Genomic DNA, 21,052 nt, shown 5'->3' with positions numbered 1-21,052 from the left:
AAAATAAATTATTATCACAGCGGGGGGGGGTAATGTGATCCCGGACGTATCTAAAGCGCTCTCCTGGCTGGAAGCGCATCCCAATGCCCTTAAAGGTATTGGCCGTGGCATCGAGCGTGAAACGCTGCGTGTACAGGCAAATGGCGAGCTGGCAAAAAAGCGGCCACCCGGAATCTCTGGGGTCGGCGCTGAAACATGACTGGATCACCACTGACTTTGCCGAAACGTTGCTGGAATTTATTACGCCAGTGGATCACAGCATTGATCATATGCTGGCATTCCTGCGCGATATTCATCGTCACGTTGCCCGTGAACTGGGTGATGAACGCATGTGGCCGTTTAGTATGCCGTGCGTGATTGACGATGCGGACAATATTGAGCTGGCGCAATATGGCACGTCCAATATCGGTCGGATGAAGACGCTCTACCGCGAAGGGCTGAAAAACCGCTACGGCGCGTTGATGCAGACCATCTCCGGCATTCACTATAACTTCTCACTGCCACTCTCATTCTGGCAGGAGTGGGCTGACGTGAAAGATAAGGAAAGCGGAAAAGAGACGATCTCGGCGGGCTATCTGCGGCTGATCCGCAACTATTATCGCTTCGGCTGGGTGATCCCCTATCTGTTTGGCGCATCGCCTGCTATCAGCTCCAGCTTCCTGCAGGGCCGTGAGAGCGCGCTGCCGTTCGAAACCAACGACAAAGACACGATGTGGCTGCCGTACGCTACCTCACTGCGTCTGAGCGATTTAGGCTATACCAATAAATCGCAGAGCTCTCTGGGCATCACGTTTAACTCGCTGGAAGGCTATGTCACTGCGCTGAAGAAAGCGATCAAGACACCGTCAGAAGAGTATGCAGCGATGGGCACTAAAGATGCCGACGGTAACTGGCTGCAACTCAACACCAACGTGCTGCAGATTGAAAACGAGCTCTATGCGCCAATCCGGCCTAAGCGTGTGACACGCTCGGGTGAAGCGCCTTCTGATGCGCTGCTGCGTGGTGGTATTGAGTATATTGAAGTGCGTTCGCTGGATATCAATCCGTTCTCTGCAATCGGCGTAGATGAGAATCAGGTTCGCTTCCTCGACCTGTTCCTGATCTGGTGTACCCTGGCCGATGCGCCGGAAATGAGTGCAGATGAGTTGCAATGCACCCGTATAAACTGGAACCGGGTTGTGCTGGAAGGGCGTAAACCGGACCAGAAAATTGCCGTAGGCTGCGGAGAAGAGGAACATTCGCTGGTTGAAGTGGGCAAAACCCTGTTTGCCGATCTGCGTCGGGTTGCTGAAGTGTTAGACAGTCATAATCAGGACAGCACGGAATATCAGCAGGTTTGCGATCAACTGGTAGCATCGTTCGACGATCCTGAGCTAACCTACTCGGCGCGCATCCTTCAGGCAATGAAGGACAATGGTGTAACCGGAACCGGCGTGGCGCTGGCTGAACAGTATCGCCATCTGCTCTGCGAAGAGCCGCTGGAAGTGCTGACAGAAGAAGATTTCACGCGTCAGGCGCAGGCGTCTGTTGCTGCACAGCAGCAGCTGGAAGCGAATGATAAGCTGGATTTTGAAGCGTATCTGGCGAGCCGGGAAGGGTAGAAAAGAAAAAGGCCACATCAATGTGGCCAAATTAACATCTCTGTTGTCAGGGATGATGATAACAAATGCGCGTCTTTCATATATTCAGACGTTGGGCGAACAGAAAAGTTTCATCGTTTTAAAAAAAATTCTCAGAACAGGAGGTGACGTATGCCACTACTGGACAGTTTTACCGTTGATCACACCATCATGGGCGCACCGGCAGTTCGCGTGGCGAAAACCATGAAGACTCCGCATGGCGATACGATTACCGTTTTTGACCTGCGTTTTTGCCGCCCGAACATTGATATTCTCACTGAGCGTGGCATTCATACGCTGGAGCATCTCTTTGCCGGATTCATGCGTGATCACCTGAATGGTGATGGTGTGGAAATCGTCGATATCTCGCCAATGGGTTGCCGCACCGGCTTCTACATGAGCCTGATTGGTACACCAGACGAGCAGCGCGTTGCCAAAGCGTGGAAAGGGGCGATGGAAGATGTTCTGAAAGTGAAAGATCAGAACCAGATCCCTGAGCTGAATGAATACCAGTGCGGCAGCTACAAGCTGCACTCACTGGATGAAGCGCAGCAGATCGCCCGCAATGTGCTGGCGCATGAGATCGGCGTTAACCGCAACGAAGATCTGAAACTGCCTGCTGACAAGCTGAAAGAACTGCACATCTAGTCAGGGCTTTGCTGCTAAAAAAAAACGCCGCATCATGTCGATTGCGGCGTTTTTTTTATCGCTTCAGGACCCTACCGATTTTTTCAGTGGCGTCTTCGGCGTGATGCGCACCTGTTTAATCATGTTGTCCTGCACGTCCAGAATATCGACGTTGTAGTGGCCGATCTGAACACGGGTGGCGATGGCAGGGATCTCTTCCAGCGCTTCCAGCAGCATGCCGTTGATGGTGCGCGCTTCCTGCTCTGGCAGTTGCCAGTTAAACGCCTTGTTAATTTCACGCACACTGGCGCTGCCTTCAATCAGCACGGACCCATCATTCTGCGGCATCACTTCTTCTGCCAGTGATGGTGACATGGAGGTGGTGAAGTCACCCACGATCTCCTCCAGAATGTCCTCAATCGTCACCAGCCCTTTGATGTCGCCATACTCATCCACCACCACGCCCGCTTTCTCTTTGTTGCGCTGGAACTTCACCAGTTGGGTGTTCAGCGGTGTCCCTTCCGGGATGTAGTAGATCTCATCGGCGGCGCGCAGCAGCGTCTCTTTGGTGAACTCTTTTTTCTCCGTCATCATGCGCCAGGCTTCGCGCACCCGCAGCATGCCGACGCAGTCATCCAGCGAGTCCCGGAACAGCACAATGCGGCCGTGTGGCGAGTGGCTCAACTGGCGCACCACCGACTTCCAGTCATCGTTGATATTAATGCCGACGATCTCGTTACGCGGAACCATGATGTCATCAACGCTGACTTTCTCCAGGTCGAGCACGGAGAGCAGCATGTCCTGATTACGGCGTGACATCAGGCTACGCGACTCATAGACGATGGTACGCAACTCCTCTTTGCTCAGCGCGGAGTTAATGGCACCGTCAGCGCGGATACCCGCCATCCTCATCAGCAGACGGGTAATGGTGTTGAGTAGCCAGACCAGCGGCAGCATGATGTATTGCAGCGGGACCAGCAGCAGGCTGCTGGGAAAGGCGACGCGTTCGGGATAGAGGGCAGCCACTGTTTTCGGCAGCACTTCAGCAAATACCAGCACCACAAAGGTCAGGATACCGGTTGCGATCGCAACCCCTTCGTCACCGTGAATACGCATGCCAACAATGGTGGCAAGTGCGGAAGCCAGAATATTCACCAGGTTATTGCCGATTAATACCAGGCTGAGCAACCGGTCGGGGCGACGCAGTAACTTCTCCACCCGGCGTGCGGGGCGACTGCCGTTTTTGGCCTGATGGCGCAGCTTATAGCGGTTAAGCGTCATCATTCCGGTTTCCGAGCCGGCAAACCAGGCGGAAACCAGTACCATGACGCAGAGAATAATAATCAGCGTGGTGGTTGAAACATTCTCCAACGCAGAACTTCCTTTTTAACGAGAGGTGGGGACAAGCAGATGCTGCAGGATGCGACTGCCGAAGTAAGCCATGGTTAACAGCACCGCACCGCTGCAGTTAAACCAGACGACGCGGCGACCACGCCAGCCTTCATGATAGTGCCCCCCAGAGCAAAACGATATAAACAAACCACGCGATGATGGAGAGCACGGCTTTATCGACGTTTTCTGCGCTGAAGAGATCCTGCATATAAAACAGACCGGTGCAAAGCACCAGCGTCAACAGCACGACGCCCACCTGGGTGATGTGAAACATTTTACGTTCAATGGTCAGCAGCGGCGGCATATCCTGTGTGAACGCCAGGCGCTTGTTTTTTAACTGGTAATCGATCCACGCCAGCTGCAGTGCATAGAGCGCGGCAATAATCAGCGTCGCGTAGGCGAACAGCGACAGGCCGATATGAATCATCATGCCTGGCGTGGTTTCCAGATGGGTGATGAACGCATTGGGCACAAAAGTGGCGAAGGCCAGATTGATCAGCGCGAAGCTGTAAACAATCGGCAGCAGCAGCCAGCCACGGTTGCGTGACGCCACAATGGTCATGATGGCGCAAATCAACAGGCTGACCAGCGAGCCTATGTTGAGCAGGCTTAAATTCTGTCCGCTATCAACAGCAAATATGCGTTGCTGCAAGGCCACCGCGTGTGTCACCAGCGCCACACAGGCAGAGAGCATCGCCATTCGCCGCCAGCCGCCGTTACGTTTCAACAGGCTGGGAATGATCAGGGCAAGACTTAAGGAGTAGGCGAATAGCGCCACTATCGCGAAAACGAACATAGATCCTTTCAGGTTCAGTCAGATAAGGAAAAAGGCAGTATAGCGCCAGCCGAAGCAGGCTCCAAACGATCTGAGGGGCAATTGCAGAGATCGCTGAGGCTTCGTGTTATAATCCGCCGCATTCTGCCGATCAGGCGCCTCGCGATCTTTTTTTAGTGAGAGACCATGTTTGATAATTTAACCGATCGTTTGTCGCAAACCCTGCGAAACATCAGCGGCCGCGGAAGGCTGACTGAAGAGAACATCAAAGAGACCCTGCGTGAAGTGCGCATGGCACTGCTTGAGGCTGACGTTGCGCTGCCGGTGGTGCGTGACTTCATCAACCGTGTGAAAGAGAGCGCGGTCGGCCATGATGTGAATAAAAGTCTGACTCCAGGTCAGGAGTTTATCAAAATCGTTCGTAACGAGCTGGTTACGGCGATGGGTGCAGAGAACAATGCACTCGACCTGGCTGCTCAGCCGCCAGCCGTGGTGCTGATGGCGGGTCTGCAGGGTGCCGGTAAAACGACCAGCGTCGCTAAGCTGGGTAAGTTCCTGCGTGAGAAGCACAAAAAGAAAGTCTTAGTGGTTTCTGCCGACGTCTATCGTCCGGCGGCAATCAAACAGCTGGAAACGCTGGCACAGCAGGTGGGCGTGGATTTCTGCCCATCCGATCTCAGCCAGAAGCCGGTCGATATCGTTAACAATGCGCTGCGTGAAGCTCGCCTGAAGTTCTACGATGTACTGCTGGTGGATACCGCCGGTCGTCTGCACGTTGACGAAGCGATGATGGACGAAATCAAACAGGTTCATGCCGCGATCAATCCGGTAGAAACGCTGTTTGTGGTCGATGCCATGACCGGTCAGGATGCGGCAAACACGGCTAAAGCTTTTAATGAAGCACTACCGCTGACCGGTGTTATCCTGACCAAAGTCGATGGTGATGCACGAGGCGGTGCGGCGCTGTCGATTCGTCATATCACCGGTAAGCCGATTAAATTTATGGGTGTCGGTGAAAAAACCGATGCACTTGAGCCGTTCTATCCGGAGCGTATTGCTTCGCGTATCCTCGGCATGGGTGACGTGCTGTCACTGATCGAAGATATCGAAAGCAAGGTTGACCGCGATCAGGCTGAGAAACTGGCTAAGAAGCTGAAAACCGGCGACGGTTTTGATCTCAACGATTTCCTTGAGCAGCTGAAGCAGATGCGCAACATGGGCGGCATGGCCAGCCTGATGGGCAAACTGCCCGGTATGGGTCAGCTGCCTGACAATGTGAAGTCACAGATGGATGACAAAGTGCTGGTGCGCATGGAAGCGATCATCAACTCGATGACACGCAAAGAGCGTGAAAAACCAGAGATCATCAAAGGCTCACGCAAGCGCCGCATTGCGACCGGCTCCGGTATGCAGGTGCAGGACGTTAACCGCTTATTGAAGCAGTTTGACGACATGCAGCGTATGATGAAGAAAATGAAGAAGGGCGGTATGGCGAAAATGATGCGCGGCATGAAGGGTATGATGCCGCCAGGTTTTCCTGGCCGCTAAAGCGTTCCACAAAAAAAGCCCGAAATGGCACGGTTTAGGTTGCTTTTTTCGCCAAAATGAGTAAAATTTTCGGGCTTTTTATACAGCACCCGGACCCCGTTCCTCGATGGGGGCCGGGTGTTTTATTAACTGAAGAGGATGTTATGGTAACAATTCGTTTGGCACGTCACGGCGCTAAAAAAGCGTCCGTTCTATCAGGTCGTCGTCACTGACAGCCGCAATGCACGCAACGGTCGTTTTATCGAGCGCGTTGGTTTCTTCAACCCGATCGCATCTGGTCAGGCTGAAGGTCTGCGTCTTGATCTGGATCGTATCGAGCACTGGGTTGGCCAGGGCGCAACGCTTTCTGATCGCGTTAACGCGCTGGTCAAAGAAGCTAAGAAAGCAGCTTAATCTGTCACGGTGGTGAGCATGAGCAGACAAATTGCCGCACAGCCTCCTGTTAACCCGATTGTATTGGGTGAGATGGGAGCCGCCTACGGTATTCGCGGCTGGCTCAAAGTGTTTTCCTCCACTGAAGACGCTGAAAGCATCTTCAACTACCAACCCTGGTTCATCCAGCGCGCCGGTAAATGGCAGCAGGTCGAACTGGACGGTTGGAAGCACCACAATCAGGACCTGATCATCAAAGTCAAAGGCATTGAAGATCGGGATGCGGCGGCTCAGTTAACCAATTGCGAAATTCAGGTTGACTCGACGCAGTTGCCATCGCTGGAAGAGGGCGACTACTACTGGAAAGACCTTATGGGCTGCCAGGTAGTTAACCTTGAAGGCTACGAGATGGGTAAAGTCATCGATATGATGGAAACCGGCTCGAACGACGTTCTCGTCGTTAAGGCAAACCTGAAGGATGCATTCGGTGCTCAGGAGCGGTTAATTCCGTTTCTTGATGAACAGGTTATCAGGAAAGTCGATCTCTCTACTGGCATCATTGAGGTAGATTGGGATCCTGGTTTTTGATCTCCGAATCGAACGGTAACGTAACGGCGAATACAATGTGGATTGGTGTTATTAGCCTGTTTCCAGAAATGTTTCGCGCTATTACCGATTACGGGGTAACTGGCCGGGCTGTAAAAAACGGTCTGCTCAGCATTCAGAGCTGGAGTCCTCGTGACTTCACGCACGACCGGCACCGTACCGTGGATGATCGTCCTTACGGCGGCGGACCGGGAATGCTGATGATGGTACAACCCTTACGGGATGCCATCTCCGCAGCGAAAGCAGCGGCAGGTGATGGGGCCAGGGTGATATATCTTTCACCTCAGGGTCGCAAACTGGACCAACAGGGCGTTTGCGAACTGGCGGCACGGGACAAGTTAATTCTGGTCTGTGGCCGTTATGAAGGGATTGATGAGCGCGTAATCCAGACCGAAATTGATGAAGAATGGTCAATCGGTGATTACGTTCTCAGCGGCGGGGAACTGCCAGCGATGACGATGATTGACGCAGTCGCCCGGTTTATTCCTGGCGTGCTCGGCAAGCAGGCGTCAGCCGATGAGGATTCGTTCTCGGAAGGTTTGCTGGATTGTCCGCACTATACCCGACCTGAAGTGTTAGACGGCGTGGAGGTCCCGGCAGTATTACTGTCAGGCAACCATGCTGATATTCGCCGCTGGCGTCTGAAGCAGTCGCTAGGCCGTACCTGGCTGAGAAGACCTGAACTTCTGGAAAACCTGGCTCTGACTGAAGAGCAAGCAAGGTTGCTGAATGAGTTCCAGCGGGAATCTCAGCAGCAACAAAACGATGATGTGGAAGAGTAAGCTCTTCCCCGACTATCAGTTTACCCAGGATATGAGATTTAATTATGAGCAACATTATCAAGCAAATTGAACAAGAGCAGATGAAACAGGACGTACCTTCCTTCCGCCCGGGTGATTCCGTGGAAGTGAAAGTATGGGTCGTTGAAGGTTCTAAAAAACGTCTGCAGGCATTCGAGGGCGTGGTTATCGCTATCCGTAACCGCGGTCTGCACTCTGCATTCACTGTTCGCAAAATTTCTAACGGCGAAGGCGTTGAGCGTGTATTCCAGACTCATTCACCTGTAATTGACAGCATCGCTGTTAAACGTCGTGGCGCTGTGCGTAAAGCCAAACTGTACTACCTGCGTGAGCGTACTGGTAAGTCTGCTCGTATTAAAGAGCGTCTTAACTAAGGTATCGCTAACGCGACATCTAAAAGTTAATAGCAAACAAGGGGTTGGCATCTGCCAGCCCCTTTTTTTATGTCACTGCCAACCTTGCTGCCTACAGTTAATCGTCGTCCGGCCGCTGAAAATGATAAATCGCGGTATTAACCGGCCCTTCCTCTAATACGATCAGGCCATAGCGACAGCCAATGAACTGACCACCGCACTTTTCAGCCACGCCCCGACTGGCCAGGTTATCCTCTGCTGCCAGAATCTCAATCACCCGGGTCTCCGGACGTGAAAACCCCAGCGGCAGCAACGCGGCCACCGCGCGGCTGGCGATTCCCTGACGCTGTGCATCACTGCGAACCCAGTAGCCAATTGCGCTGGTGTCACCCGGATGACGGGCAAAGCGTATTCCTGCGCCCCCCCAGCAGCTGGTCATGCTGATCAACGATGGCAAACTCTTCCGCTTCCTCTTTCATCCGTTGCCAGTGGGTAAAGCGGATCCAGCTTTCTGCTTCATGAGGCTGATAATCGTGATGCGCCCAGACCATCCATGGGATAAGGCTATCCAGCGAGGCATTAACCGCAGTGGTAAACGCAGATACGTCGCTGAGCTCAAAAGGTCGCAGATAAATATTTTGTGGTGATGGGTACATAACTCTCTCAGCGCGAACAGAATGATTCTTTTATTCTGCCTGTGGGTAGAAGAAAGGCAATAACCTTAACTGTAAACTTATTTGTACAATTGTCTTTGGTTTTTGTGGTTGAGGTTTTTATTATATGCATGATTTTATTGTTTATTTTAAGTATATTTCGCACCCTTCTTCATCCGTGGTAATAAAACTGTACATATAATATTGCGCTATGTATTGCCTGTGATACAGTATTTGCATTCCTCAGTGAGGAGTCCATGACTGCCAATACGAGCCAAAGGATCGCCATCATGCAAAAAGACGCGCTGAACAATGTGCATATCGCCGGTGAACAGGTATTAATCACGCCTGAAGAGCTGAAAGCGAAGTTTCCACTGACCACTGAACAGCAGGATCAGGTCGCGGCGTCGCGCCAGACCATCTCTGACATTATTGCCGGCCGCGATCCGCGTCTGCTGGTAGTGTGCGGACCCTGCTCAATTCACGATACCGAAGTGGCACTGGACTATGCTCGTCGTCTGCAAACCCTTTCTGAACAGCTGAAAGATCAGCTCTTTATCGTGATGCGCGTCTATTTTGAAAAACCTCGTACCACCGTCGGCTGGAAAGGGCTAATCAACGATCCTTTCATGGATAACTCGTTTGATATGGAAGCGGGTCTGCACATTGCGCGCCAGCTGCTGGTGAACCTGGTTGAAATGGGTTTGCCTCTGGCCACTGAAGCGCTGGATCCCAATAGTCCGCAATATCTGGGCGACCTGTTCAGCTGGTCTGCCATTGGCGCCCGTACCACTGAATCGCAGACGCACCGTGAAATGGCCTCGGGCCTGTCGATGCCGGTAGGCTTTAAAAATGGCACCGATGGCAGTCTGGGAACGGCAATCAACGCCATGCGTGCAGCCGCAATGCCACACCGTTTTGTCGGGATTAATCAGGCCGGTCAGGTCTGCCTGCTGCAGACTCAGGGCAATCCGGATGGTCACGTGATCCTGCGTGGCGGCAAAGCGCCGAACTACGGTCCTGAAGATGTCGCGCAGTGTGAAAAAGAGATGCTCAAGGCGGGACTGCGTCCAGCCTTAATGATAGATTGCAGCCATGGTAATTCGAACAAAGACTACAGCCGTCAGCCTGGCGTAGCGGAATCCGCTATTGCGCAGATCAAAGATGGGAACCGTTCAATCATTGGTTTGATGCTGGAAAGCCATATCAATGAAGGTAACCAGTCTTCTGAGCAGCCACGCAGCGAAATGAAGTATGGCGTTTCCGTAACCGATGCATGCATCAACTGGGAAGTGACCGAAACGTTGCTGCGTGAAATGCATCAGGATCTGCAGGGAGTGCTGTCGGCGCGTCTGTCACAAGAGGTGTAAGAGCAATGGTGGCTGAACTGACCGCGTTACGCGATCAAATTGACAGTGTTGATAAAGCGCTGCTGGATCTGCTGGCTAAGCGACTGGAACTGGTGGCCGAAGTAGGTGAAGTGAAGAGCCGTTACGGCCTGCCTATCTATGTGCCTGAGCGTGAAGCGTCGATGCTGGCTTCGCGTCGCAAAGAGGCCGAAGCGCTCGGTGTACCACCGGATCTGATTGAGGATGTGCTGCGTCGCGTGATGCGGGAATCCTATACCAGCGAGAATGACAAAGGCTTTAAAACCCTCTGTCCTGAACTGCGCCCGGTGGTGATTGTCGGTGGTAAGGGCCAGATGGGCCGGCTGTTTGAAAAAATGCTCGGGCTATCAGGCTACACGGTTAAAACGCTGGATAAAGAGGACTGGCCTCAGGCTGAGACTCTGCTCAGCGATGCCGGAATGGTGATCATTAGCGTGCCGATTCACCTGACCGAGCAGGTGATTGCCCAACTGCCACCACTGCCGGAAGATTGTATTCTGGTCGATCTGGCGTCGGTCAAAAACCGGCCTCTGCAGGCAATGCTGGCTGCCCATAACGGGCCTGTGCTGGGTCTGCATCCGATGTTTGGCCCGGACAGCGGCAGCCTGGCAAAACAGGTGGTGGTCTGGTGTGATGGAAGACAACCGGAAGCGTATCAGTGGTTCCTGGAGCAGATTCAGGTCTGGGGTGCGCGTCTGCATCGTATCAGCGCTGTTGAGCATGACCAGAACATGGCATTCATTCAGGCGCTGCGTCACTTTGCTACCTTCGCTTATGGTCTGCATTTAGCCGAAGAGAACGTCAATCTGGATCAGCTGCTGGCGCTCTCGTCGCCCATTTACCGGCTTGAACTGGCGATGGTGGGGCGGTTGTTCGCTCAGGATCCGCAACTCTATGCGGATATCATCATGTCTTCAGAGAGTAATCTGGCGCTGATAAAACGCTATTACCAGCGGTTTGGTGAAGCGATTGCGCTGCTGGAGCAGGGCGACAAGCAGGCGTTTATCGCCAGCTTTAACCGGGTTGAACAGTGGTTTGGCGATCACGCAAAACGCTTCCTGGTCGAAAGCCGAAGCCTGTTGCGATCGGCCAATGACAGCCGCCCATAAATGACAGCCATCCATCAATGAAAAAGGCATCCAGTTGGATGCCTTTTTTCTTCTTTTTATTCGCCAGGTTCAGCGGGCACCACATTTTCGCTGGGGTAACAGCCCAGTACCTTCAGAGAGCGGGTCATGGTCTGTAATTCCTGCAGCGCCTGCTGCATCCGCTCTGATTGCAGGTTGCCCTGCACATCAATGTAAAACATCTCTTCCCACGGATTACCATTAATCGGGCGGGACTCCAGCTTGCTCATAATCAGGTTGTGCTGACGCAGTACCAGCAGCGCGTCGACCAGCGCACCCGCCTGCTGGCCGGTTGCCATAATCAGCGTGGTTTTCGCTGGCACCTGGTCGGAAACCTCGATTGCTTTGCGGGCCAGCACGATAAAGCGGGTGTGATTCTGCTGCTGATTCGCCAGATTACGTTCCAGCACCTGCAGCTGATACAGTTCGCCGCCGGCCTCACTGCCCAGCGCCGCCACCTTAGGTGAGTTGAGCGCAGCCACTTTCTCCATCGCTGCCGCGGTACTCTCGGTGTATTCGATTTTCCAGTGCGGGAAACGATTAATAAACTGGCTGCACTGCTGGAACGGCTGAGGATGGCTGTAAACCGTCTCAATCTGCTGAAGGTCGGTGGGGCCATTCACCAATACGCAATGGTCGATGGGCAATGTCAGCTCGCCCACGATTGAGAGGCTGGTCTGTTGCAGCAGATCGTAGACATCGTTGATCGAGCCTGAACTGGTATTCTCAATCGGCATCACGGCGTAATCAGCCACGCCATTTTCGACCTGTTTGATGATGTCGTGAAACTTCAGGCAGCCACACTCCACCATGCTATCGAAATGGCGCGACGCGTAGTTGCGTGCTGCAAGATGCGAATAAGAGCCTTTCGGGCCCAGAAAGGCGATACGGGCGGCATGCGCATGGGGATGATTGAGGTTTTTTTGCAGCAGCGCTTGCTGAGTCAGCACGGAATCTTCAATTACCAGCTGGAACAGACGGGTGATGTAGTGCGCATCCAGGTTGTGTGCCTTACCCAGTACGATGAGATTCTCCAGTAGCGCGCGTTCGCGCTCCACATCCCGAATCGGGCGATGCGTCGCCAGTTTCGCTTGTGCAACTTCCACTGCCAGCAAACGACGCTCGGCCAGCAGCGTCAGAAGTTTTTTATCCACGGCGCTGATTTTATCGCGTAGCGCCAGCAATGGATTATCGGGATTCATAGGGCTCACCTGTATGCTATCCAAAAAAAAAGCCTCCCGGTTGGGAGGCTTCGGTGTTCGTCTTCGCTTTCATTTTCACACGACGAATGGCCTCCCGTCCGTTCAGGGGAAGGTAAAAAAAGAAAGCGAAGAAAAACAGATCAGGTTTCATTGTCATGTCCGAAAAGAGAGTGACCTGAGAGTAACCGTACTGCTTAAAAGCTGTCAATAAAAAACGCGCCCGCAGGCGCGTCAAGAAACAGCGTTAAGAAAATCAGGACTCTTCGTCGGCGGGAATGATGTCTTTCACGCTGGCACTGGCGCGGCGTGCTTCAGACTTGTGCTGAACTTTATTCAGCTGACGCTCGAGCTTGGCAATCAAATCGTTGATAGCGGTATACATATCATCGTGCTTGGCGCTGGCCACCAGAGTCCCGTTAGGTGTGTTAATAGTGGCGTCAGCCACGAATTCTTTGGGCTCTTTGGAAAGGACAATATGTGGATTAATCAGGTCGGTTTGCCATTTTTCGAGCTTGGCGAGACGGTCTTCAACATGGCTTCGGATTGCCGGAGTGATGTCCATTTGTTTACTGGTAATGTTCAGAATCATCGTTCTTACCTCTCTGTCATTTCCGTCTTGGTCTTCTCAGCATAGCGCGAAAAAGCGTTCAATGTGGGATTTCGATCACGAAAAAATGTCACTTTTTGTCAGTCACAACATTCTGTGAGAAAGGCAGAGAAACTGGCCGAAATGGCTTGAAGCGAAACGATTAACACGGCATGCTTGATGAGTTAGCTCGCTGAGAACAGATCCAAATCTGACTGTTCTGTAAGCAAAAAAAAGCAGCCCTGAGAGGCTGCTTTTTTTATGGCTGAGAATCTGTCTGACTATCAGCTTTTGTTAGCAGCAATGATTTTCGCCACTTTATCGGCTTCAGCGTTCAGCTGCAGATTGCGGTAAGCATTCTCCATCAGCGGCAGGGCATCGTGTGTTGCCTGCGTATCCGGATAATCGCGCATCATACCTTCGACACGGTTAACAACCGCGACATAAGCCTCACGCTTAGTATAGAATTGCGCCACTGACAGCTCATATTTAGCCAGACGGTCTTTCAGATAGACCAGGCGTTTCTGAGCATCAGCCGCATACTGGCTGTTCGGGTAACTCCGCAGCAGCTGAGAGAAGTCGCGGAAAGCATCACGAGCGTGCGTCGGATCGCGGTCAGAACGATCAATACCAAAGAAGCCCTGCAGCGCGGAGTCATCCAGCGCCATGTCCGTCAGACCTTTCATATAGATGACATAGTCAATGTTCGGATGCGTGGGGTTCAGACGCATAAAGCGAGCAATGGCAGCCTGCGCCAGGGGCAGATCGGCATTTTTATAGTACGCGTAGATTAAATCCAGCTGCACCTGCTGCGAATAAGGACCGAACGGATAACGATTATCCAGCGCTTCCAGTTGCTTAATCGCAGCTTTAAAGTTACCGTCCTGCAGCTTTTGCTGCGCTGTAGCATAGATTTCAGAAGGCGGGCTGTCCGGTACCGCGTCATTTGAGCCGGAACAACCAACAAGTGCCAGGCTCAGTGTGGCAGCAGCCACCAGATGTTTCATACGCGTCATGACGAAGTGATTATCCTCAAATGTTATGGCGGAAGCTGTCCGTATAGCTCCCGGTAATGACCAGGTACGATAGCACATTATATTAAACGGCATCGCCGTGAAAACCCAACGTTAACGAAGAAGCTGTATATGGCACAACAAGTTCAACTCACCGCAACGGTATCCGAATCACAACTCGGACAACGCTTAGATCAGACTTTGGCGGAATTGTTCCCTGATTATTCACGTTCTCGCATAAAAAGAGTGGATCCTCGATCGTCGCGTTACTGTAAACGGCGTCATGGTCGATACACCCAAAGAAAAAGTGCTGGGCGGCGAGCTGGTCGCGATTGACGCTGAGATCGAGGAGGCGCAGCGCTGGGAACCGCAGAATCTGCCACTCGACATCGTTTATGAAGATGAAGACATTATTGTCATCAACAAACCACGCGACTTCGTGGTTCACCCTGGCGCCGGTAATCCGGATGGCACGGTGTTAAACGCCTTACTTCATCACTATCCGGCAATTATGGATGTGCCGCGCGCGGGCATCGTACACCGGCTGGATAAAGACACCACCGGCTTAATGGTGGTCGCGAAAACCGTTCCGGCTCAGACGCATCTGGTGGACTCGCTGCAGCGTCGCGAAATCACCCGTGAATATGAAGCGGTTGCGATTGGCAATATGACTGCGGGCGGCACCGTTGAGCAGCCTATCAGCCGTCACTCAACCAAACGCACCCACATGGCGGTACACCCAATGGGTAAACCGGCGGTCACGCATTACCGCATCATGGAGCACTTCCGGGCCCATACCCGTCTGCGTCTGCGTCTGGAAACCGGTCGTACTCACCAGATCCGTGTGCATATGTCTCACATCAGCCATCCGCTGGTGGGCGATCCGCTTTACGGTGGCCGTCCGCGTCCGCCAAAAGGCGCGTCTGAAGCATTTATTACTACGCTGCGCGGTTTCGATCGTCAGGCACTGCACGCCACGATGTTGCGCCTCTATCACCCCATCAGCGGTATTGAAATGGAATTCCATGCTGCGCTTCCGCAGGACATGGTTGATTTAATCGCGGCGTTAAAAGCAGACACTGAAGAATTTAAAGACCAGTTGAATTGGTGATGAATCTGATTACTCCTCATTGGCCCGCTCCGTCACGCGTTCGGGCCTGCTCGACGCAGCGACAGGGCGGCATCAGCACATCGCCCTGGGATGCACTGAATCTTGGCGGGCATGTGGGGGGATAATCCGGATGCGGTGGCGCGTAACCGGCAGTTGCTGTTGGAAGAGGCGGGTTTGCCTGCCATGCCGCAGTGGCTGGATCAGGTTCATGGCACTGAGGCTGTGCGTCTGACTGCAGGGGGGAAGTACGCCATTACGTGCTGATGCCTGTATTACCGATCAGCCCGGCGTCGTCTGCGCCATCATGACCGCTGACTGTCTTCCGGTCCTGTTCTGTTCGCAGGATGGCACGGAAGTGGCGGCGGCACATGCAGGCTGGCGCGGACTTTGTGCGGGTGTACTGGAAAATACGCTGGCGCAGTTTCGTTCGCCGCCTGATCAGATTCATGCCTGGCTTGGACCGTCAATCGGACCTGATGCGTTTCAAGTCGGCGCCGAAGTCCGTCAGGCCTTTATGGCTCAGGATCCCAGGGCTGTGCAGGCTTTCCGTCCATCAGGTGACCGCTTTTACGCCGACATCTGCCTGCTGGCGCAGATGCGACTACAGGCAGCGGGCGTGAATTCAGTCAGCGCCAGCAGCCTTTGTACCTTTACGCAGCGCGACGATTTCTTCTCTTTCCGCCGCGATGGGATCACCGGGCGTATGGCAACTTTGATCTGGCTGTTATAACCTTACGCCATAAGACGGTCCAGTTAGCATATTTTTTACTCAAATCTCAGGTCATTAACCTTGAAATTTTGAGGGATGACCTCATTTAATCTCCAGTAGCATTTTGACCTGTAATGGGAGGAATTATGCGTCTGGATCGTCTTACTAATAAATTTCAGCTGGCTCTCGCCGACGCGCAGTCCCTCGCTCTGGGACACGACAATCAATTCATCGAACCTCTGCATCTGATGAGCGCATTGCTCAAACAGGAAGGCGGATCGGTTTCACCTTTACTGACTTCGGCCGGTGTCGACGTTACGCCATTTCGCGCTCAGGTTGAGCAGGCTATTGATCGCCTGCCACAAGTTGAAGGCAGCGAAGGCGATGTACAACCCTCATCTGACCTCGTCCGGGTATTAAACCTGTGCGACAAGCTGGCACAGAAGCGCAACGATAACTTTATTTCATCCGAATTATTTGTTCTGGCCGCGCTGGAATCGCGGGGCTCACTGGCCGATCTGCTCAAAGCAGCGGGCGCAACGCGCGAAAAAATCACCAGTGCGATTGAACAGATGCGGGGAGGAGACAACGTGAACGATCAGGGGGCTGAAGATCAGCGCCAGGCTTTAAAAAAATACACTATCGACCTGACCGAGCGGGCAGAGAAGGGCAAACTCGACCCGGTCATCGGTCGTGACGAAGAGATTCGCCGCACCATCCAGGTTCTGCAGCGCCGTACCAAAAACAACCCGGTACTGATTGGTGAACCTGGCGTGGGTAAAACCGCGATTGTCGAAGGGCTGGCGCAGCGCATCATCAATGGTGAAGTGCCTGAGGGTCTGAAAGGACGTCGGGTACTGGCACTGGATATGGGTGCGCTGGTGGCCGGGGCGAAATATCGCGGTGAATTCGAAGAGCGTCTGAAAGGCGTACTGAGTGACCTGTCGAAACAGGAAGGCAACGTCATTCTGTTTATCGACGAGCTGCACACCATGGTGGGAGCCGGTAAAGCGGACGGTGCGATGGACGCCGGCAATATGCTTAAACCTGCGCTGGCGCGTGGTGAACTGCACTGTGTGGGTGCCACTACGCTTGACGAATATCGCCAGTACATTGAAAAAGATGCCGCGCTGGAGCGTCGTTTCCAGAAAGTCTTTGTGGCTGAGCCAAGTGTGGAAGATACCATCGCCATTCTGCGTGGTCTGAAAGAGCGTTATGAACTGCATCACCATGTGCAAATCACTGACCCGGCGATTGTCGCGGCGGCGACCCTGTCTCATCGTTATATTGCTGACCGGCAGCTGCCGGATAAAGCGATTGACCTGATCGATGAGGCAGCTTCCAGCATTCGTATGCAGATGGACTCGAAGCCGGAGTCACTGGATCGCCTTGAGCGCCGTATCATTCAGCTGAAGCTGGAGCAGCAGGCGCTGAAGAAAGAGGCGGACGATGCCAGCATCAAGCGTCTTGAGATGCTGGAAACCGAACTCAACCAGAAAGAGCGCGAATACGCCGAGCTGGAAGATGAGTGGAAGACAGAGAAAGCCTCGCTGTCCGGCACGCAGAACATCAAAGCTGAACTTGAGCAGGCGCGTCTGAATTTAGAGCAGGCACGTCGCCAGGGTGACCTCGCTCAGATGTCAGAGCTGCAGTACGGTAAAATTCCGGCACTGGAAAAACAGTTAGCCGCAGCGACTCAGGCCGAAGGCAAGACCATGAAGTTACTGCGTAACCGGGTAACCGATGTGGAGATTGCCGATGTGCTGGCACGCTGGACCGGTATCCCTGTCGCACGAATGATGGAAGGTGAGCGCGATAAGTTACTGCGCATGGAGCAGGACTTACATGGCCGGGTCATTGGACAGGATGAAGCGGTTGAGGCGGTATCGAATGCTATTCGCCGTAGTCGCGCAGGCCTTTCTGATCCAAACCGGCCTATCGGTTCCTTCCTGTTCCTGGGGCCAACCGGGGTCGGTAAGACGGAGTTGTGTAAAGCGCTGGCTAACTTCCTGTTCGACAGTGACGATGCGATGGTTCGTATCGACATGTCTGAATTTATGGAAAAACACTCAGTATCACGGCTGGTGGGTGCACCTCCGGGTTATGTCGGCTATGAAGAGGGCGGTTATCTGACCGAAGCTGTGCGCCGTCGGCCTTATTCGGTCATCCTGCTGGATGAAGTAGAGAAAGCGCATCCTGATGTCTTTAACATTCTGCTGCAGGTGCTGGATGATGGGCGTCTGACGGATGGGCAGGGCCGCACGGTCGATTTCCGTAACAGCGTGGTGATTATGACCTCTAACCTGGGATCAGATTTAATCCAGGAGCGGTTCGGCAATCTCAGCTACCCGGAAATGAAAGATATCGTGATGGGTGTGGTCGGACAGCATTTCCGTCCTGAGTTCGTCAACCGTATTGATGAGGTGGTGGTGTTCCATCCGCTGGCTGAGAAACATATTGCGTCCATTGCGCAGATTCAGCTGCAGCGGCTGTACAAACGTCTGGATGAACGGGGTTATCAGCTGCACATCTCTGATGATGCGATCAAACTGCTGGCGGAGAACGGATATGATCCAGTCTACGGTGCACGTCCGCTGAAACGTGCGATACAGCAGCAGATCGAGAACCCGCTGGCTCAGCAGATCCTTGCCGGTTCGCTGGTGCCAGGCAAAACCATCGAAATGGATGTGGAGAACAACATCATTACTGCACATCAGTAAGGGTGTGGAATGAAAAACGGGCCTCTGGCCCGTTTTTTTTGCCCTTTTGAGGGGTTTTTGCTTATTTAATACTCCTTTTGAGTGCAAAGTGAACGGTCAGTAAAAAAAGTCTCAATTTGCACTTGCGCTATCTGAGCCGTTCCCTATAATGCGCCTCCACTGACACGGCAAACCGGAAACGGAAAACGGGTCAGAAGGCACAGGAGACTGAGCCGCCGGAGAAAAACTTCTGAGAAAGAGGTTGACTCTGCAGGAGGAAAGCGTAATATACGCCACCTCGCGACAGGACGCTAACGCACTGTTCGCACTGCTCTTTAACAATTTATCAGACAATCTGTGTGGGCACTCGCAGGATTGATATCAGCGTCTCCGGACGTAAAAAATATCAAGCCTCACGAGTGAACACATAATGAAATTCATTATGACGTTTTACAGATGAGCACCGCTTAACTTGTTTAAGCAAATCAAACTTAAATTGAAGAGTTTGATCATGGCTCAGATTGAACGCTGGCGGCAGGCCTAACACATGCAAGTCGGACGGTAGCACAGAGAGCTTGCTCTCGGGTGACGAGTGGCGGACGGGTGAGTAATGTCTGGGGATCTGCCCGATAGAGGGGGATAACCACTGGAAACGGTGGCTAATACCGCATAACGTCGCAAGACCAAAGAGGGGGACCTTCGGGCCTCTCACTATCGGATGAACCCAGATGGGATTAGCTAGTAGGCGGGGTAATGGCCCACCTAGGCGACGATCCCTAGCTGGTCTGAGAGGATGACCAGCCACACTGGAACTGAGACACGGTCCAGACTCCTACGGGAGGCAGCAGTGGGGAATATTGCACAATGGGCGCAAGCCTGATGCAGCCATGCCGCGTGTATGAAGAAGGCCTTCGGGTTGTAAAGTACTTTCAGCGGGGAGGAAGGCGATGGGGTTAATAACCCTGTCGATTGACGTTACCCGCAGAAGAAGCACCGGCTAACTCCGTGCCAGCAGCCGCGGTAATACGGAGGGTGCAAGCGTTAATCGGAATTACTGGGCGTAAAGCGCACGCAGGCGGTCTGTTAAGTCAGATGTGAAATCCCCGGGCTTAACCTGGGAACTGCATTTGAAACTGGCAGGCTTGAGTCTTGTAGAGGGGGGGTAGAATTCCAGGTGTAGCGGTGAAATGCGTAGAGATCTGGAGGAATACCGGTGGCGAAGGCGGCCCCCCTGGACAAAGACTGACGCTCAGGTGCGAAAGCGTGGGGAGCAAACAGGATTAGATACCCTGGTAGTCCACGCCGTAAACGATGTCGACTTGGAGGTTGTTCCCTTGAGGAGTGGCTTCCGGAGCTAACGCGTTAAGTCGACCGCCTGGGGAGTACGGCCGCAAGGTTAAAACTCAAATGAATTGACGGGGGCCCGCACAAGCGGTGGAGCATGTGGTTTAATTCGATGCAACGCGAAGAACCTTACCTACTCTTGACATCCAGCGAACTTAGCAGAGATGCTTTGGTGCCTTCGGGAACGCTGAGACAGGTGCTGCATGGCTGTCGTCAGCTCGTGTTGTGAAATGTTGGGTTAAGTCCCGCAACGAGCGCAACCCTTATCCTTTGTTGCCAGCGATTCGGTCGGGAACTCAAAGGAGACTGCCGGTGATAAACCGGAGGAAGGTGGGGATGACGTCAAGTCATCATGGCCCTTACGAGTAGGGCTACACACGTGCTACAATGGCGCATACAAAGAGAAGCGACCTCGCGAGAGCAAGCGGACCTCACAAAGTGCGTCGTAGTCCGGATCGGAGTCTGCAACTCGACTCCGTGAAGTCGGAATCGCTAGTAATCGTGGATCAGAATGCCACGGTGAATACGTTCCCGGGCCTTGTACACACCGCCCGTCACACCATGGGAGTGGGTTGCAAAAGAAGTAGGTAGCTTAACCTTCGGGAGGGCGCTTACCACTTTGTGATTCATGACTGGGGTGAAGTCGTAACAAGGTAACCGTAGGGGAACCTGCGGTTGGATCACCTCCTTACCTGAAGATACCTTCCCGCGCAGTGTCCACACAGATTGTCTGATAAAAAGTAACGAGCAGAAAAAACCTCTACAGGCTTGTAGCTCAGGTGGTTAGAGCGCACCCCTGATAAGGGTGAGGTCGGTGGTTCAAGTCCACTCAGGCCTACCAAATTCGCACTCACGCTGCGTTATGTCTCCGGCTCGCATAGTTCACTATGCTTCGCGGAAACATGCCTTGCCTGAGCACGAATTACATTTCTCACGAAGTGTACTCGGTTGAGTGGTAGTAGTGGTCTCTGCAGTAACTGTATGGGGCTATAGCTCAGCTGGGAGAGCGCCTGCCTTGCACGCAGGAGGTCAGCGGTTCGATCCCGCTTAGCTCCACCATACCGTTTATCTGTTTTTTTCTGAAATACCTCAGAGCATACCGGCGACGGTGTGCTGCGACGTATTATG

12 protein-coding genes, 2 tRNA genes, 1 rRNA gene, 6 pseudogenes and 1 other annotated feature are annotated in these 21,052 nt (G+C 53.1%); of the genes and pseudogenes, 15 read left to right on the top strand and 6 right to left on the bottom strand.

Going from position 1 to position 21,052, the window contains the following annotated elements:
- Positions 1-34 precede the first annotated feature (34 nt).
- Positions 35-1,601: pseudogene (gene gshA, locus JNO11_RS14990) on the top strand (glutamate--cysteine ligase).
- 150 nt (positions 1,602-1,751) lie between these two features.
- On the top strand, positions 1,752-2,267 hold the full coding sequence (gene luxS / locus JNO11_RS14985; RefSeq protein WP_010248493.1) for an S-ribosylhomocysteine lyase: 516 nt from the start codon (positions 1,752-1,754) through the stop codon (positions 2,265-2,267).
- A gap of 63 nt (positions 2,268-2,330) precedes the next feature.
- Here the strand turns inward: luxS and JNO11_RS14980 are convergent, their stop codons facing one another.
- Positions 2,331-3,617 carry an HlyC/CorC family transporter gene (locus JNO11_RS14980; RefSeq protein WP_022623780.1) on the bottom strand — a complete coding sequence of 429 codons (1,287 nt, stop codon included), beginning with the start codon at positions 3,615-3,617 and terminating at the stop codon, positions 2,331-2,333.
- Between the two features lie 15 nt (positions 3,618-3,632).
- Positions 3,633-4,434, bottom strand: a pseudogene (locus JNO11_RS14975) (inner membrane protein YpjD).
- Positions 4,435-4,599: 165 nt separating this feature from the next.
- Between JNO11_RS14975 and ffh the strand changes: the two are divergent.
- The 5 genes and pseudogenes from ffh (at position 4,600) to rplS (ending at position 8,113) form a co-directional block, all read left to right on the top strand.
- Positions 4,600-5,961: a signal recognition particle protein gene (gene ffh, locus JNO11_RS14970; RefSeq protein WP_010248486.1), complete on the top strand. Its 1,362-nt coding sequence runs from the start codon at positions 4,600-4,602 to the stop codon at positions 5,959-5,961.
- A 143-nt stretch (positions 5,962-6,104) separates the two neighbouring features.
- Positions 6,105-6,354: pseudogene (gene rpsP, locus JNO11_RS14965) on the top strand (30S ribosomal protein S16).
- 18 nt (positions 6,355-6,372) lie between these two features.
- Positions 6,373-6,921, top strand: coding sequence for a ribosome maturation factor RimM (rimM, locus tag JNO11_RS14960; protein ID WP_325177464.1), 549 nt, complete (start codon positions 6,373-6,375; stop codon positions 6,919-6,921).
- Positions 6,922-6,956: 35 nt separating this feature from the next.
- Positions 6,957-7,721, top strand: coding sequence for a tRNA (guanosine(37)-N1)-methyltransferase TrmD (gene trmD / locus JNO11_RS14955; protein ID WP_010248477.1), 765 nt, complete (start codon positions 6,957-6,959; stop codon positions 7,719-7,721).
- A gap of 44 nt (positions 7,722-7,765) precedes the next feature.
- Positions 7,766-8,113, top strand: a complete 348-nt coding sequence (gene rplS, locus JNO11_RS14950; protein WP_003849035.1) for a 50S ribosomal protein L19 — start codon at positions 7,766-7,768, stop codon at positions 8,111-8,113.
- Positions 8,114-8,210: 97 nt separating this feature from the next.
- On the opposite strand, the pseudogene JNO11_RS14945 reads toward rplS, so the two are convergent.
- Positions 8,211-8,748: pseudogene (locus JNO11_RS14945) on the bottom strand (GNAT family N-acetyltransferase).
- A gap of 287 nt (positions 8,749-9,035) precedes the next feature.
- Between JNO11_RS14945 and JNO11_RS14940 the strand changes: the two are divergent.
- Positions 9,036-10,115, top strand: coding sequence for a 3-deoxy-7-phosphoheptulonate synthase (locus JNO11_RS14940; protein WP_010672116.1), 1,080 nt, complete (start codon positions 9,036-9,038; stop codon positions 10,113-10,115).
- A gap of 5 nt (positions 10,116-10,120) precedes the next feature.
- Positions 10,121-11,242: a bifunctional chorismate mutase/prephenate dehydrogenase gene (gene tyrA, locus JNO11_RS14935; RefSeq protein ID WP_010248465.1), complete on the top strand. Its 1,122-nt coding sequence runs from the start codon at positions 10,121-10,123 to the stop codon at positions 11,240-11,242.
- 56 nt (positions 11,243-11,298) lie between these two features.
- Here the strand turns inward: tyrA and pheA are convergent, their stop codons facing one another.
- The 3 genes from pheA to bamD form a co-directional block, all read right to left on the bottom strand.
- Positions 11,299-12,462, bottom strand: a complete 1,164-nt coding sequence (gene pheA, locus JNO11_RS14930; protein WP_010248448.1) for a bifunctional chorismate mutase/prephenate dehydratase — start codon at positions 12,460-12,462, stop codon at positions 11,299-11,301.
- 22 nt (positions 12,463-12,484) lie between these two features.
- Positions 12,485-12,614: a sequence feature (Phe leader region), on the bottom strand.
- Between the two features lie 101 nt (positions 12,615-12,715).
- Positions 12,716-13,051: a ribosome-associated translation inhibitor RaiA gene (gene raiA, locus JNO11_RS14925; RefSeq protein ID WP_003849030.1), complete on the bottom strand. Its 336-nt coding sequence runs from the start codon at positions 13,049-13,051 to the stop codon at positions 12,716-12,718.
- Positions 13,052-13,332: 281 nt separating this feature from the next.
- On the bottom strand, positions 13,333-14,064 hold the full coding sequence (bamD, locus tag JNO11_RS14920) for an outer membrane protein assembly factor BamD (protein ID WP_010248444.1): 732 nt from the start codon (positions 14,062-14,064) through the stop codon (positions 13,333-13,335).
- A gap of 129 nt (positions 14,065-14,193) precedes the next feature.
- Here bamD and rluD point away from each other — a divergent pair.
- The 6 genes and pseudogenes from rluD to JNO11_RS14890 all read left to right on the top strand — a co-directional run bounded on the left by rluD (position 14,194) and on the right by JNO11_RS14890 (position 20,983).
- Positions 14,194-15,172 (top strand): annotated as a pseudogene (gene rluD, locus JNO11_RS14915) (23S rRNA pseudouridine(1911/1915/1917) synthase RluD).
- Positions 15,172-15,902: pseudogene (gene yfiH, locus JNO11_RS14910) on the top strand (purine nucleoside phosphorylase YfiH). The pseudogenes rluD and yfiH overlap by 1 nt, the downstream one beginning before the upstream one ends.
- Positions 15,903-16,015: 113 nt before the next feature.
- Positions 16,016-18,601, top strand: coding sequence for an ATP-dependent chaperone ClpB (gene clpB, locus JNO11_RS14905; protein ID WP_029519628.1), 2,586 nt, complete (start codon positions 16,016-16,018; stop codon positions 18,599-18,601).
- Between the two features lie 472 nt (positions 18,602-19,073).
- A 16S ribosomal RNA gene (locus JNO11_RS14900) occupies positions 19,074-20,615 on the top strand.
- A gap of 73 nt (positions 20,616-20,688) precedes the next feature.
- Positions 20,689-20,765 (top strand) — tRNA-Ile (locus JNO11_RS14895).
- A 142-nt stretch (positions 20,766-20,907) separates the two neighbouring features.
- Positions 20,908-20,983 (top strand) — tRNA-Ala (locus JNO11_RS14890).
- The last annotated feature ends 69 nt before the right edge of the window (positions 20,984-21,052 follow it).

The organism is Pantoea sp. 1B4, assembly GCF_016925765.1.
Classification (GTDB): Bacteria; Pseudomonadota; Gammaproteobacteria; order Enterobacterales; family Enterobacteriaceae; genus Pantoea; species Pantoea agglomerans.
The sequence above is the reverse complement of the archived record's forward strand: the minus strand, read 5'-3'. Positions and strand labels throughout refer to the sequence as shown.

Bases quoted from the DNA above. Each gene is read 5' to 3' on its own strand.
- luxS (WP_010248493.1), top strand. From the start codon at position 1,752: ATGCCACTACTGGACAGTTTTACCGTTGATCACACCATCATGGGCGCA.
- ffh (WP_010248486.1), top strand. From the start codon at position 4,600: ATGTTTGATAATTTAACCGATCGTTTGTCGCAAACCCTGCGAAACATC.
- rimM (WP_325177464.1), top strand. From the start codon at position 6,373: ATGAGCAGACAAATTGCCGCACAGCCTCCTGTTAACCCGATTGTATTG.
- trmD (WP_010248477.1), top strand. From the start codon at position 6,957: ATGTGGATTGGTGTTATTAGCCTGTTTCCAGAAATGTTTCGCGCTATT.
- rplS (WP_003849035.1), top strand. From the start codon at position 7,766: ATGAGCAACATTATCAAGCAAATTGAACAAGAGCAGATGAAACAGGAC.
- JNO11_RS14940 (WP_010672116.1), top strand. From the start codon at position 9,036: ATGCAAAAAGACGCGCTGAACAATGTGCATATCGCCGGTGAACAGGTA.
- tyrA (WP_010248465.1), top strand. From the start codon at position 10,121: ATGGTGGCTGAACTGACCGCGTTACGCGATCAAATTGACAGTGTTGAT.
- pheA (WP_010248448.1), bottom strand. From the start codon at position 12,462: ATGAATCCCGATAATCCATTGCTGGCGCTACGCGATAAAATCAGCGCC.
- raiA (WP_003849030.1), bottom strand. From the start codon at position 13,051: ATGATTCTGAACATTACCAGTAAACAAATGGACATCACTCCGGCAATC.
- bamD (WP_010248444.1), bottom strand. From the start codon at position 14,064: ATGACGCGTATGAAACATCTGGTGGCTGCTGCCACACTGAGCCTGGCA.
- clpB (WP_029519628.1), top strand. From the start codon at position 16,016: ATGGGAGGAATTATGCGTCTGGATCGTCTTACTAATAAATTTCAGCTG.